Annotated in this window: 14 protein-coding genes; 6 read left to right on the plus strand and 8 right to left on the minus strand. The window is 48.8% G+C overall.

Translation table 11 applies throughout. The annotated features are described in order from the left end of the window. Positions 1-21: 21 nt before the first annotated feature. A complete protein-coding gene (locus tag ACTOY7_RS12245) occupies positions 22-858 on the minus strand; it encodes an AraC family transcriptional regulator (protein ID WP_160284389.1) in 837 nt (278 codons plus the stop codon). 111 nt (positions 859-969) lie between these two features. Further along, positions 970-1,716: an SDR family NAD(P)-dependent oxidoreductase gene (locus ACTOY7_RS12250; protein WP_300826604.1), complete on the minus strand. Its 747-nt coding sequence runs from the start codon at positions 1,714-1,716 to the stop codon at positions 970-972. A 147-nt stretch (positions 1,717-1,863) separates the two neighbouring features. Between ACTOY7_RS12250 and ACTOY7_RS12255 the strand changes: the two genes are divergently transcribed. Next, complete coding sequence (locus ACTOY7_RS12255; protein ID WP_160284390.1) at positions 1,864-2,457, plus strand: DUF1836 domain-containing protein; 594 nt, start codon at positions 1,864-1,866, stop codon at positions 2,455-2,457. 85 nt (positions 2,458-2,542) lie between these two features. On the opposite strand, the gene ACTOY7_RS12260 is transcribed toward ACTOY7_RS12255, so the two are convergent. Beyond that, on the minus strand, positions 2,543-2,848 hold the full coding sequence (locus tag ACTOY7_RS12260; protein WP_160284391.1) for a YerC/YecD family TrpR-related protein: 306 nt from the start codon (positions 2,846-2,848) through the stop codon (positions 2,543-2,545). A 165-nt stretch (positions 2,849-3,013) separates the two neighbouring features. Here ACTOY7_RS12260 and ACTOY7_RS12265 point away from each other — a divergent pair, with 165 nt between their 5' ends. Continuing rightward, on the plus strand, positions 3,014-4,081 hold the full coding sequence (locus ACTOY7_RS12265; RefSeq protein ID WP_300885185.1) for an ABC transporter substrate-binding protein: 1,068 nt from the start codon (positions 3,014-3,016) through the stop codon (positions 4,079-4,081). A gap of 350 nt (positions 4,082-4,431) precedes the next feature. Here ACTOY7_RS12265 and ACTOY7_RS12270 read toward each other — a convergent pair whose 3' ends face one another. Next, positions 4,432-6,054, minus strand: coding sequence for an MFS transporter (locus tag ACTOY7_RS12270; protein ID WP_482671559.1), 1,623 nt, complete (start codon positions 6,052-6,054; stop codon positions 4,432-4,434). A gap of 313 nt (positions 6,055-6,367) precedes the next feature. Beyond that, positions 6,368-6,568, minus strand: coding sequence for a hypothetical protein (locus ACTOY7_RS12275; protein ID WP_482671564.1), 201 nt, complete (start codon positions 6,566-6,568; stop codon positions 6,368-6,370). A 114-nt stretch (positions 6,569-6,682) separates the two neighbouring features. Between ACTOY7_RS12275 and ACTOY7_RS12280 the strand changes: the two genes are divergently transcribed. Next, positions 6,683-7,402 (plus strand): phosphatase, encoded by a 720-nt coding sequence (locus ACTOY7_RS12280; protein ID WP_482671560.1) that lies wholly within the window; start codon positions 6,683-6,685, stop codon positions 7,400-7,402. 16 nt (positions 7,403-7,418) lie between these two features. Next, a complete protein-coding gene (locus tag ACTOY7_RS12285; RefSeq protein ID WP_160283998.1) occupies positions 7,419-7,727 on the plus strand; it encodes a hypothetical protein in 309 nt (102 codons plus the stop codon). 340 nt (positions 7,728-8,067) lie between these two features. On the opposite strand, the gene ACTOY7_RS12290 is transcribed toward ACTOY7_RS12285, so the two are convergent. Beyond that, a complete protein-coding gene (locus ACTOY7_RS12290) occupies positions 8,068-8,790 on the minus strand; it encodes a DUF975 family protein (RefSeq protein ID WP_160283999.1) in 723 nt (240 codons plus the stop codon). A gap of 275 nt (positions 8,791-9,065) precedes the next feature. Between ACTOY7_RS12290 and ACTOY7_RS12295 the strand changes: the two genes are divergently transcribed. Beyond that, entirely contained in the window at positions 9,066-9,944 is an 879-nt protein-coding gene (locus tag ACTOY7_RS12295) for a helix-turn-helix domain-containing protein (RefSeq protein WP_394682588.1), read from the plus strand. An 81-nt stretch (positions 9,945-10,025) separates the two neighbouring features. On the opposite strand, the gene ACTOY7_RS12300 is transcribed toward ACTOY7_RS12295, so the two are convergent. After that, positions 10,026-10,826 carry a gluconate 5-dehydrogenase gene (locus tag ACTOY7_RS12300; RefSeq protein ID WP_160284001.1) on the minus strand — a complete coding sequence of 267 codons (801 nt, stop codon included), beginning with the start codon at positions 10,824-10,826 and terminating at the stop codon, positions 10,026-10,028. Between the two features lie 124 nt (positions 10,827-10,950). Then, on the minus strand, positions 10,951-12,069 hold the full coding sequence (locus ACTOY7_RS12305) for a glycoside hydrolase family 88/105 protein (RefSeq protein WP_482671561.1): 1,119 nt from the start codon (positions 12,067-12,069) through the stop codon (positions 10,951-10,953). Between the two features lie 96 nt (positions 12,070-12,165). Here ACTOY7_RS12305 and ACTOY7_RS12310 point away from each other — a divergent pair, with 96 nt between their 5' ends. Beyond that, entirely contained in the window at positions 12,166-13,053 is an 888-nt protein-coding gene (locus ACTOY7_RS12310; RefSeq protein ID WP_482671562.1) for a helix-turn-helix transcriptional regulator, read from the plus strand. The last annotated feature ends 20 nt before the right edge of the window (positions 13,054-13,073 follow it).

The following is a 13,073-nucleotide window of genomic DNA, read 5'->3' on the forward strand; positions in this document are numbered from 1 at the left end:
TTTTTGTACGGATTTCATTCTTCATGACCTTTTCCGGCTCATCCGTATTTCCCGCGGAGTACAGCCGTAGACCTCATGGAACATTTTGTTGAACAGCTTATAATTCGTAAATCCATGCTTTTCCGCCAGCTCCATGATCCCAAATTCGGTATTGCATATTTCCTGATAAATATGCATCAGGCGCACCTGATTGACATACCTTGTAAACGTCACGCCCATATTTTTCCGGAAAAAACGGCTGAAATATTCTCTGCTCAGATAGAAATGGGCGGCGATGCTTTCCAGGGAGATCAGCTCTTTGTGGTGAAGCTCAATGTATTCGATGATCTCCTCCATCCGCTCCAGGTTCTCCCGCTTTTCCGGCTTCTGCACCCATTCCCCGGTCTCCGCAAACTGATTGACCAGCTCGAAAAATATCTCCATCGCAATGGCCTGGCTTTTCAGCTTATACCCTGTAGGATGCATAACATACAAAGGCGGAAGCCCTTTCAACAGCTCGCAGATCTCCAGATACGCATCCAGCTTCTCCTTCTGCAGCTCGGCCCTGGCGCATTGAAAATGGTATTCGTCCAGGTTCGGAATAAAATTCTTCATGCTGCTGCGGGAAAAATGGATGACTACCATCATGGATTCCCCTCTGCACCGGAACTCATGCAGCTGGTTGGAATCGATCACCACGAACTCTCCGGCCACCACCGGATAATCCTTTCCCTCGATGGCTATCTTCGCGTTTCCATTCAGGATATAAATCAGCTCAACCGCCGAATGCCAGTGGACCGGATTATATTTCCGGATATTCGTATAATAATGGATCTGCACTCCGGTCCGCTCCAGTTTAAATAACGGCTCATAAATCATATTTCGATCTGCCTTTCCCCGTACTTGAAAACAGCAGGCCCCGGATCATCCGGCACCTGCCTGTCCTCTATAAAAAACAAATACATTCCTCCAGGATCTTTTTAAGCCTGATCAGGCCCTTGACGCGCCGTCTACGGACAGCACTTCTCCTGTCACATAGGAAGCCATGTCGCTGGCCAGGAATAAAAACGCGTTCGCAACATCCTCCGGTTCCCCGATCCTGCGCAGCGGGATCGTTGCGATCAGCGGCTGGATCATGGAATCCGGGAGCGCTGCTACCATGTCGGTCTTTGTGATTCCAGGAGCCACCGCGTTCACACGGATATTGCTCGGTCCCAGTTCTCTTGCCAGAGAGAGCGTCAGTCCGTTCACCGCAAACTTACTTGTAGGGTAGGCAACGCCACCGGGCTGTCCGGAAATGCTGACCATGGAGCTGGTATTCAGGATGCATCCGCCTCCCTGCTCCTTCATGATCTTAACGACCGGATGGATCGCGTTGAAGATTGCGTTTACATTCAACTTCATCACCTTTTCAAACTGCCCTGCTTTATATTGATCGATCTTCGTGCTGTCCGATACACCGGCATTATTGACCAAGATGTCGATTCTTCCATACTTATCCCTGATCTCCTGAATGGCCTTGTCCATCTCTTCCTCATTAGTCAGATCCGGATGCGCGCCCTCCACCGGCCAGTCCGGATTCTCCGCCTTCAGAGAAGCAAGCGCCTTCTCCACAGTCTCTTCCCTTGATCCGAACAGGATGACCTTTGCGCCGTTCTCCAGATACTTTTTCACAACGGCGTATCCAATCCCTCTTGTTCCTCCGGTTACGACAGCTACCTTGTCTTTTAACATCATAAAATCCTCCTTATGATCTGAAACATTTGCACTAAGATTATCATAATTTCATAGAAAATGGAAGCCCTTTTGTGAAACTTCAACAATAAATCTTTTCCTTGCCATCTGGTTTTAAATACTATATAATAATTCCATCGAGGTGATAACATGAAAATAGACGCAAGTGATATGCTGAACAGCATTTTAGAAAGCCTTTCCCGGATCGACTATATCCATGCGGATGAGATTCCGAATATTGACCTGTATATGGATCAGGTGACCACCTTCATGGATTCGCAGCTCTCCTCTACCCGGCGCTACGAGCAGGACAAGATCCTGACCAAGACCATGATCAACAATTATGCCAAGAACAATCTACTTCCCCCGCCGGTCCGGAAGAAGTATACGAAAGAACACGTACTGATCCTGATCTTCATTTATTATTTTAAAAATATCCTGTCCATCAAGGATATCGAGATGCTTCTGCACCCTCTCACGGAAAAGTATTTCCACAAGGAGGATGCCTTCAATCTCACGTCCATTTATGAAGAAGTGTGTTCGATGGAAAAAGCAGATGTCGAGCCGCTCATGGAAGAAATGAAAAGCATCTATGCAAGGGCCATGGATTCCTTCACGGAGGCTCCGGAGGAGGACCGGGCATATCTGCAGCTCTTCTCCCTGATCTGCAGTCTCAGCTTTGATGTATATGTAAAAAAGATGATCATTGAAAAGCTGATCGACTCCATGCCGGAGTTAAAATAAATTCCGGCGCTATCTATAAAACCGTCCTGGAATCCGGCGGTCTTCCGATTCCGGGGCGGCTGTACTGTAAGTTCCACTCCGTCTATCAATCTGCCGGGTCCTCCTCCTGGTCGATCCGCGCAAACACCATATCGTACCCGTCGTTTCCATAATTCAAAGAACGGTTTACACGGCTGATCGTCGCCGTAGAGGCGCCTGTCTTTTCCGCGATTTCCAGATAAGTCTTCTTTTCCCTCAGCATTTTCGCCACCTCAAACCGCTGCGAAAGGGACAGCAGTTCATTGATCGTACAGATATCCTCAAAGAAGGTATAGCACTCCTCTTTGTCTTTTAAGCTCAGTATTGCGCTAAACAAATAATCAACCGCCTCTGTTCTAATCTTCTTACTCATAAAGCCCTCTCCTTTGTTACTCCGTTACAATTAACAGCCTTTTCCATTTTAGCACACTAAACTTTTAAAGTCCATACTTCAATATATTTTTCAGGAAATTCCTCACCAGTCTCTGATCCCCACATATAGTAATAAAGATTGAGATATCATTTTTCAGGAGGATTTATGAAAAAGCGTTTGATTGCCTTACTTCTTACTACGGCTCTCGCCGGTCTGACATTCACGGCCTGCGGTGAAAAGCAGGCACAGGAGACTGCAAAACCAGAGGAAAAGACCGAAGAAACCACATCGTCCACAGCTGCGCCTGCACCGAAAAAGGAAATGACCGACATCACGTTAAATGAAGTGGCTCATTCCATTTTTTACGCTCCCATGTATGTTGCCATCGAGGAAGGATATTTTGAGGAGGAAAATATCCGGCTCGATCTGGTCTGCGGATTCGGGGCCGACAAGGTTATGACCGCCGTACTTTCCGGCGAAGCAGATATCGGGTTCATGGGGTCAGAATCTTCGATCTATACCTATAATGAAGGGGCAAATGATTATGTGGTCAATTTTGCCCAGCTCACCCAGCGGGCCGGCAACTTCCTTGTTGCCCGGGAGGAAATGCCGGAATTTTCATGGAATGACTTGAAGGGGAAGACGGTTCTCGGGGGAAGAAAAGGCGGAATGCCGGAAATGGTCTTTGAATTTATTTTGAAAGAAAACGGGATTGACCCTGCTTCGGATCTGGAGATCAACCAGAGCATTGACTTCGGCGCTACTGCCGCGGCATTTTCAGAAAATCTGGGGGATTTTACGGTAGAGTTTGAGCCAGGAGCAACCGCCCTGGAGACAGAAGGCAAGGGCTATGTCGTAGCATCCCTCGGGGAAGACAGCGGATACGTGCCCTATACAGCTTACAGCGCAAAGCAGAGCTTTATGGAAGAGCATCCGGAGACGATCCAGAGCTTTGTCAATGCGCTCCAGAAAGGCATGGATTATGTACAGTCCCATACCCCGGCAGAGATTGCCAAGGCGATCGAACCTCAGTTTCCGGAATCGGACCTGGAAACCATTACTACGATCGTGACAAGATATTATGATCAGGATACGTGGAAAGAAAATCTGATCTTTGAAAAATCCAGCTTTGAACTGCTCCAGGATATTCTGGAAAGTGCCGGAGAATTAGAAAAACGTGCGCCTTATGAAGATCTGGTAACAACGACCTATGCTGAGACAGCAGTAAAATAAGATTAAAGGCAAGCCCGGGAGAGACATTCCCCGTAAGGGGGATGTCTGCCCGCGGCAGTCCTTCTATATTTCTTCTATCATTTTTCCATATCCTGGCTTCACAAAATATTATAGGTTTGTTAACAATCCGTTCAAAAATGTATCACATTTTTTCCACAACTCAAAGATATAATGTAACTGTTCGAAGATAAGAACACTTTTTCATAAACTTTTTCCCCCTTTGAGTCACAGCAATGTGGCTCTTTCCTTTTATAAAGAAATATTGTTTTTTCAAACGGCTCACACCTGTTTCAGGAATGAGCCGCAGTAAAAAACATATTCAGATCTTTTGGAAGCGGAAAGAAATTCCTTTATTCATACTCATCGTCAAACGGATCGTCATAATCATCTGAATCATCATAGCCGTCCGAATTTCTCGACACAATTCCCAGTACAAGGAAGATCAGGCCGAACACCGCCCCTCCGATGGCACAAAACAGGAACATCTTGTCGTCCCCGCGCTTGAGGAATGTAAATACGGCTGCTCCAAAATAAAAGATCATAGGCAGGATAAAGGCCAGGATCGTGTTGCGGTTCTGCATGATCAGCAGCATCAATCCGGAAACAAGCATACAGATCGCAAAGATCAGGAATGTGGTTCCCGTAGAAACCGTACTTCCGGACGCTATATTTTCCAGTCCCGCAAAAAATCCGCCGTATGCAAAGAATCCGGCTGCCAGAACAGAAATGATCCCGAATAGAATCCGCGGAACACGGAATCTTGCTGTAACATATTCTGTATCATCGTAGTCCGCCTCGTCATCCTCTTCATACTCGTCTTCCAGGCTTGCCTTCGTATCCGGACGTTTTTTGGCCGGAACAGGCCGTTCCTTTTTCACAGGCTGCACTTCCTCTTCTGCAAGCGTTCTTTTCTTCTTCACCGGCTTATAGTTCGGATCCGTAGAAAGCATGTCCTCGTATCCTTTTCTGACTGCATGCTCCTTTTTGGTCCGAACCTTTTCTGGAGGGATGTTTCCGTAACGCTGTTCCCCGGATTCGGCCATGCTCTTACGGACAGCCTTTCTCTTCGGGGCACCCTCTGCCAGATGTTCCGCCGCCGGATTCACCGGTGCGCCCGCCGCCCGCTTCTTAACAGGAGGCTTTCCGGATGGACGCTTCTCCGATGCCTGTTCCGCCGAGGCCACGGCTGGCGGCCGTTTTGCTGATGCCGGCCTTGGAGTTCCTGCTTTCTCTCCGGAGGGCTTATGGCCATCCGGCTTCCGGATCCTTTTCTCAGGAGACGTTCCGCCTGCCTGCGCCCTGCGGGCTGCTCTTGCCTCTGCCGGAGCCGCTCCGTCCGCTGACTTGCGGGGAGTCCTTTCCTCTGCTGAAGCCGTTTCATTCGCTGACCTGCGGGGTACTTTTCTCTCAGAAGAAGCCTCCTGGGAAGCCGGCTTACGGGGGGCTTTTCCTTCTCCGGCAGCCTTCGCCGGCGCTGCTTTGCGGGAAGCCTCTCCATCCCCAAGAGCCTTTCCGGATACCGAGCCTGGCGCCTCCCCTCCTGCCGGATTGCTGCCCGGCGCGGACTTGCGGGAAACCTTTCCTTCCGCAGGCGCCGCCCCCGCTGCTGCTTTGCGGGAGGGCATCCCTTCCGGAAACGGATGCGCCGCAGCCGGTTTCTTCGGTTCCTTCTTCTCCGGCGCCGCACTGCCGACAGGTGCTTTCTTCACTGCCCCTGTTTTATGGGACGCATCAGGAGCTGTCCCTTTGTGTTCGCCCGGATCCTTCTCAGGCTGTACCGGAGGAGCCTCAGCCTTTCCAGTATTCACCGCCGTATCCGGAACAGCTTTCCTGGCGCGCTGCTTGTCAAGATCCCACTGCTTCTTACAATCACGGCATACTGCATATTGATGAAAGACCGGTGCGCCCTGTTCATCGACACCAACCTGCTTCTTCTGTAACTCAACATCTTTTCCACATATCGGACATTTCATGATGTGCATTTCCTCTCTTTCGTATTCGCCAATTCAAAGGGGTAAAACGTATGCATTGATTTTGGCTAGAACCATTATAACATCTTATTCCGATAAGGACAATGACAAAATAAGGAGTTTCTCATTTATGGGAAAAGACAAGGTTACTGTTCACACGGCGTCGCACCCCCTGCTGCGCGGCTTCCGGTCAATAAAGTAACATTTGCCATAATATCCAGCCTCTCGCCGAAGGCGACTTAAAATAGGCTGGATACTGTTACTGGAGCACCCAAAGGGTGTGAACAGTAATAAGACAAGAGTATTCCTGTTTCCGCTATTTCGTCTGTTCGTCTGTTTTGGAATTTTTTGCGGAAATCACCGGCGGTTCGAATTGATACACATCATTGTAGGATTCCAGTTCTTCCTCCGATGTGGGGAGAAACGGAATCAGCCCTGTACAATCCCTGGCGGAAGCTGCATTTGACAGATAGTCATAATCATCAATAATTTTTTCATTTTCTTTCGGATTTAACATCATTCTTCACCTCGGTTTTATTATTTGTACAAAAATAAATTGTATTCACGGGAAAATGTGGTAAACTGATAGAGGATTGACTATGTTTATAGAAATGAAAGGAATGATATGATCATGAAAATTATTGCAGATACACATGCTCATACCCTGGCCAGCGGCCATGCCTACAGCACCATCCGCGAGATGGCAGCAGCGGCAGCCGATCGGGGAATGCAGGTTCTCGCCCTGACTGAGCACGCACCGGAAATGCCGGGAACCTGTGGCCTGTTTTATTTTCAAAACCTGTGCGTCATCCCCCGGGAGATGAGCGGGGTCCGGATGCTCTTCGGCGCGGAGCTCAATATCATGGATCCGAAAGGCAGGGTAGACCTGCCGGAAAGCACGATCAAAAAGCTGGATATCACAGTGGCCAGCATCCACGTTCCCTGCTTCGGGCTTGAGCATACAGAGCAGGAGGTCATGAGCGCCTATGTGGAGGCCATGAAAAAGGAATACATCCAGATCATAGGGCATCCGGATGACAGCAGATTTCCCATCAATTATGAGGTTCTTGTAAGGACAGCAAAGGAAACCCATACGCTTTTGGAGGTCAACAATTCCTCCCTGCATCCCCAGAGCTTTCGGGAGGGTGCCCGGGAAAATCTCCTCACCATGCTGGATCTGTGCCGCCAGTATGAGGTTCACGTCACCACGGGAAGCGACGCTCATATGGATGTGGACGCCGGCAATTTCTCATATGCCGCAGAACTCCTGGACTACTGTCATTTTCCGGAGGAACTTGTGGTGACGACAGATTTTGAAAAACTGAAACCATTCTTGAACCTCAAAGAATAGAACAGGATGTGCCGCTATGATCGATAAAAAATTAATCCCCGTGGGCGGACTGAAAAAAGAGCCTTTCTCAGGAGGACATCATGGAATGAGGTATTTTTTCCGCTCGGATGAAAGCAGAGAGACATTTACCGTCTTCGTCTACCCGGAACCCTGGTCCTTCGAACAGACTCCGGAGGATGAGAAAGTCTCCGCCTCCTTTCCCATGTCGGATGAGGGTATGGATGCTGCCATTGCATGGCTTTTCGAAATGTATGAGACCCAAAAAGAGATCTGGAATACTGCCCAAAAGAACTGTATGCATATCGTAAATACAAAAAAGCTCTGACGCCTGCCCGGCTCCGTCCCTGATCAGGGTCGTTCCGGGCAAAATTTACTGCCAGATACCGTAAATGGAAAGCAAAATCTGTCTTTATTTTGATTTTAGAATTTTCATAATTTCTTCCATATCTTGTCACATCCGATTCACAAATGCCTGTTATGATAAATCCATACTTACAGAAGACGATGGCTGCGGATGCAGCAGGCATGTGCGGCCATTGGACTTCGCCTAATGGTTTATATTTTACTTAAGACGATTGACTGAATTTTGATAGATTTCCCTTTTCTCTGAGCTGTCCGCATTGCCCGCGGCAGCTCTTTTCTTTTTTAGAGCACAGAAAATGGCTTTATCGGATATACCCCTGCTGATATGCCATATTCCGGTTAAACGCATACAGCTCCGCCATGGTAGCCTGGTAATAAGGCTCTACATAGAACACCCCTGCGATACCGAAGGTGATCCCTTCCAACAGCCGCCATCCGAGAAAGGACAGATCCAGCACAAATACATTCCACTTCTGCCCCATCATCATCCGTTTACTGATCGCAAATGCCTCCTGCCTGCTCATCCCCGGATTCTCCGCCAGGATATAGGGGATCATCAGATATTCATAGTGCTTGATGATTCCCGGTACAACGAAGAGCAGAGACCACAGACTGATAAACAGTCCTTTTAAAAACATGGTCACGACAACGTTCATGTACTGCCCGCCCTGAAAAGCCGAACCTACCACACCCACACCCGGATTTCCGGTCTGGTTCTCGATAAAAAAGCGGCTTCCTCCTACCAGCAGAAGATTTCCCACAAAAATCTTTACGATGATAAAAAGAAGACTCATGATCCCGACCACTGCGGCAGCCATGAGCGCAAACATTGCAAGCGCCATGGATTCGGAACTGCTCATGTGGGAATCATGAAAAAACTCATAGGTCTCCGGAGCCCTCGAGCCGTACCTCGAATAGGATCCCCCTGTAAAAATAGCCATGACAAGCGCCGCAACCACAGCCGACCAGTAGTTCCTCGTGAAGGAAAGCTTTCCTCGCATCTTTAAGTCTATTCTGTTCCACATAATGAACCCTCCCTTATGCTTCATATATAGCTTACACAGACCTGCCGGAATCCTCTGAATAAGAATCAGGCAAAATCATCTTCCCGGCAGCTCCTGACTGCTGAAATTCAGTATAGCACATTATCCGGCATCTTGAAAGCATTATCCTCCGATAAAGCAAAGTATTTCATGATCTATCCTCTTGCGTATTCTCCGGATTCATTTTATGATATAGATATACTGAGCGCCGGATGGTTCCGGCCGTGAGTATAACCTGTATGAGGAGAGGTGCATCCATGATCATCCATAATTCCTGCAAGGCCGCCATCCAGTCCTGCCTCGACACGAAGACATTTGCCGCAGCCCATTTATATAACGATGAAAAAACCATGAGTATCCACATTCATGACTGCTATGAGGTCTACTATTCTATCTCCGGCGGAAAGCAGTTTTTGATCGACAACCGGTTTTATGATTTCCAACCGGGAGACATTTTTTTCATCAATCAATATGAAAGCCATTATCTTTCGCAGATCGACCGTGTGACCCATGAGCGGATCGTGCTGTCCGTTTATCCGGATTATCTGAGGAGGTTTTCTACGGATCAGACTGACCTGAACTGCTGCTTCACACAAAGAGATACTTCCTTCGGCCACAGACTGAGCCTGTCCCAGGAAGAAAAAAAGCGGTTTTTATATTATATTCACAAGCTCTCCGAAAAGAAAGAGTTTGGACAGGATCTCCTGGAGCAGACCGCATTTCTGGAACTCATGGTCTATCTGAATCGGATCTTTCTGCTGCGCCGCGAGGAGGACCGGACGCAGGAGTCACGCACGGATCAAAGAGCATCGGCTGCCCATTCTGAACAGATTGATGCTATCTTGTCTTATGTGAACCGAAACCTGACGGAAGAACTGACGATCGGGAAGCTGGCAGCCCATTTTTATCTGAGCAGTTCCTACCTGTGCCGGATCTTTAAAGATGAGACCGGAACTACCATCAACCGGTATATCACTGCCAAAAGGATCTCCCGCGCAAAGGCACTGCTTGCGGAAGGCTATTCCGTCACGGAAACCTGCGGGATGTGCGGCTTCCAGGATTACAGCAATTTTTTAAAAGCCTTTACAAAGGCTGTGGGAATCTCCCCAAAGAAATATGCCATGTACGAGCAATAGAAAAAGGCATACGCCTCGGTATGATCCGTACCGTCCGTATGCCTTTCCTGTGCAGTCTGTCCCTGCTATTTCTAAAACCCTTTACGGCTGCTTTCCAATATATGCCAGGATCCCGCCGTCTACATACAAAATCTGTCCGTTTACAAAGTCAGACGCATCCGAAGCCAAAAATATCGCCGGCCCCATCAGATCCTCCGGATTGCCCCACCGCGCGGCAGGCGTCTTGGAAATGATAAACTGGTCAAAGGGATGCCTGCTGCCGTCGGCCTGTGTCTCCCGCAGCGGAGCCGTCTGCGGCGTAGCGATATATCCGGGGCCGATGCCGTTGCACTGAATGTTGTATTCCCCGTATTCCGAACAGATATTTTTCGTCAGCATCTTCAATCCGCCCTTTGCCGCCGCATAAGCAGATACTGTTTCGCGGCCAAGCTCGCTCATCATGGAACAGATATTGATGATCTTTCCGTGTCCCTTTTCGATCATGTCCGTCAGAACGGCCTTGGACATGATGAAGGGCGCATTCAGGTCAATATCTACCACCTGGCGAAATTCCGCCGCGCTCATCTCCGTCATGGGAATCCGCTTGATAATGCCCGCATTGTTTACCAGAATATCGATCACACCCAGTTCCTTTTTGATGCTCTTCACCATCTCCCGAACCTGGTCCTCGTCTGTTACGTCGCAGAGATATCCTTTTGCCTGGATTCCTTTGGCCTCATAATCCGCAAGCGCCTTGTCCAGGTGCTCCTGCCCCCGGCAGTTAAAAGCGATCTTCGCCCCGGCCCTGGCATAAGCTTCGGCGATGGCAAATCCAATGCCGTAAGCTCCTCCTGTTACGAGAGCCACCTTACCTTCCAATGAAAAACTGTCTAAAATGCTCATTTGATCTTCCCCTTTCTCTTTTACCATGCATTCTTTGCGCGTCCATATGCACATGCCACATCGTTTCATTTGCCTGGCATATATAATTTTTTCTTCTGTGCTAAATACGGATTCTCGGAAACATTTAATGCAGAAGCGCCTCGGCCAGTGCCAGAATCGTCAGAGCCTGTCCATAGGCCATGGGAGCGATCAGGATATTCTTATAGTGCTCCGCGTCCATTCCCATTCCGGTTCCTCCCGACACCTTCAATACGGTACCATCCTCATCAATATTTTCCAGAATCCCCTTGATTGCCCGTCCCGCGCATTCCAGGTAAGAGTCATCCAGGATTCCGAACCGGACCCCCTTCAGCATCCCTGCCGCAATGGCCGCCGAACCGGACACCTCCTCATAGCTCTCCGGATCCGTCAGCACCGTATGCCAGAGCCCGCTTCTGCTCTGCAGCTTTTTCAGTGCCGCTGCCTGGGCCTTATAGGTATCCACGATCAGCTCCTTCACACCCGGATTCAGGTTTCCCCTGGACATCTCAATATATTCCATACTGCCCAGAGTGAACCAGCTGTTGCCCCTGCACCAGAAGACGCCGCCGAAATTATGGTTTCCGTTAAAGGTCCATCCGTGGTAGAACAAACCGGTCTTTTTATCATACAGATATTTGATGTGCATGAGCATCTGGTGGATGCTTTCATTGACCCATTCTTCCCTTTCGTATTTCTGTCCCATTTTATTCAGGAAGAGAACGGTCATGAACAGGGTATCGATCCACATCTCATTTTCATTCAGCCGAACCCCCTGCCGATCCCCGTTGGCACTGGTCACGTGCTGGAAGCCCCCCTCCTTTGTCCTGGGAATACAGTTCATGAGCCAGTCCGCCCAGCTCAGGCAGAGTTCCTCGAACTTCGGGTCATGGTAATATTCATTCAGCTCCGCAAGAGTCAGAAGCGGAGTCGTAGTGTTGATATTGCGGGACGGCAGCCCCAGTTCCATATTCCCCACAAACCAGTTGTGCAAAAACTCCTTATATTTCTCACTTTTATCCTGCCGCATGATCCGAAGCAGGCCATACAGCCCTACTCCCTGGGGCCAGTCCCATTCCCGGATCCCGAAGTCCCGCTTAAAAAATCCAATCGCTTCCCCTCCGGTTTCTTCCAGCTCCTTTTCATTTTCCGGCCCGCCCAGATTCAAAAGCTTCTCGATCACAAGATCCAGCTTTCTTCTGAGCTCCGTTTCGTTCATCTTCATTTTTTCTTCCTTCCTTTGTAATGAATTGCTTTGCAAATTTACTGTTCCTATTATTACTCTTTGTAACAAGGTACAAAAGAGAAAGCAGGTGATATTTTGGAAAAAGTAACCTACTACGCCTCCATCGACGGTATTTCCCTGGAACACATGGTCCGGTACGGAAAGTTTGATATGCGTGTGAAGCATTTTCACAACGAATATGAAATCTTCTATATCCTGGAGGGAGAACGTCTTTTTTTCTTTAATAACCGCAATTTTATTGCCTCCAAGGGGGATCTGATCCTGGTAGACACCAACCTGATCCACATGACCAAATCCGTTTCCGAGGACGACACCGGACATAACCGGATCATCCTCTATGTCAGCAGCGGCCGCATGCAGGATCTGGATCGGAAATATCCGACTCTGCAGCTGGTACGTTTTTTCCATCAGCACTACGGCGTCTATCATCTGACTCCGCGGCAGCAGGAGCAGTTCATGGATCTGTACTACCTGTTCAAGCAGGAATGCAGGGACAAGGAACACAATTACAAGCAGGCCGTAGAGCTTGCCGTAACCTCCTATTTTCTCCGGCTCACCCGGGAACTGGACCATCACGCACAGGAGGGTCCCCTCGATCCTGACGTCGGCAAGTTCCGGCATGTATATGAGATTGCCGATTACCTGTCCGAGCACTGCGAAGAGACACTTTCCCTGGACGATCTTGCCGCAAAATTTTTTCTCAGCAAATATTATGCCTGCCGGGTATTTAAAGAAATCACAGGCTATACGATCAGCGAGTATACCAACATCCACCGGATCCAGAAAGCCAAGCGTTATCTGGAAGAGACGGACTTAAGCGTGGCGGAGATCGCGGATCTGGTAGGCTACGGCACGATGACGCATTTTGAGAAAACCTTTAAGACCTATATGACCGTTTCCCCATTGAAATACCGAAAGACGCTGAATATCGTGACCCACACGAATCTGCCTTCCAATCCATAGCCTTGGACCTAGTCCTCCGC

The sequence above is a fragment of the Schaedlerella sp. genome (assembly GCF_056796775.1).

Bases quoted from the DNA above. Each gene is read 5' to 3' on its own strand.
- ACTOY7_RS12245 (WP_160284389.1), bottom strand. From the start codon at position 858: ATGATTTATGAGCCGTTATTTAAACTGGAGCGGACCGGAGTGCAGATC.
- ACTOY7_RS12250 (WP_300826604.1), bottom strand. From the start codon at position 1,716: ATGATGTTAAAAGACAAGGTAGCTGTCGTAACCGGAGGAACAAGAGGG.
- ACTOY7_RS12255 (WP_160284390.1), top strand. From the start codon at position 1,864: ATGAAAATAGACGCAAGTGATATGCTGAACAGCATTTTAGAAAGCCTT.
- ACTOY7_RS12260 (WP_160284391.1), bottom strand. From the start codon at position 2,848: ATGAGTAAGAAGATTAGAACAGAGGCGGTTGATTATTTGTTTAGCGCA.
- ACTOY7_RS12265 (WP_300885185.1), top strand. From the start codon at position 3,014: ATGAAAAAGCGTTTGATTGCCTTACTTCTTACTACGGCTCTCGCCGGT.
- ACTOY7_RS12270 (WP_482671559.1), bottom strand. From the start codon at position 6,054: ATGAAATGTCCGATATGTGGAAAAGATGTTGAGTTACAGAAGAAGCAG.
- ACTOY7_RS12275 (WP_482671564.1), bottom strand. From the start codon at position 6,568: ATGTTAAATCCGAAAGAAAATGAAAAAATTATTGATGATTATGACTAT.
- ACTOY7_RS12280 (WP_482671560.1), top strand. From the start codon at position 6,683: ATGAAAATTATTGCAGATACACATGCTCATACCCTGGCCAGCGGCCAT.
- ACTOY7_RS12285 (WP_160283998.1), top strand. From the start codon at position 7,419: ATGATCGATAAAAAATTAATCCCCGTGGGCGGACTGAAAAAAGAGCCT.
- ACTOY7_RS12290 (WP_160283999.1), bottom strand. From the start codon at position 8,790: ATGTGGAACAGAATAGACTTAAAGATGCGAGGAAAGCTTTCCTTCACG.
- ACTOY7_RS12295 (WP_394682588.1), top strand. From the start codon at position 9,066: ATGATCATCCATAATTCCTGCAAGGCCGCCATCCAGTCCTGCCTCGAC.
- ACTOY7_RS12300 (WP_160284001.1), bottom strand. From the start codon at position 10,826: ATGAGCATTTTAGACAGTTTTTCATTGGAAGGTAAGGTGGCTCTCGTA.
- ACTOY7_RS12305 (WP_482671561.1), bottom strand. From the start codon at position 12,069: ATGAAGATGAACGAAACGGAGCTCAGAAGAAAGCTGGATCTTGTGATC.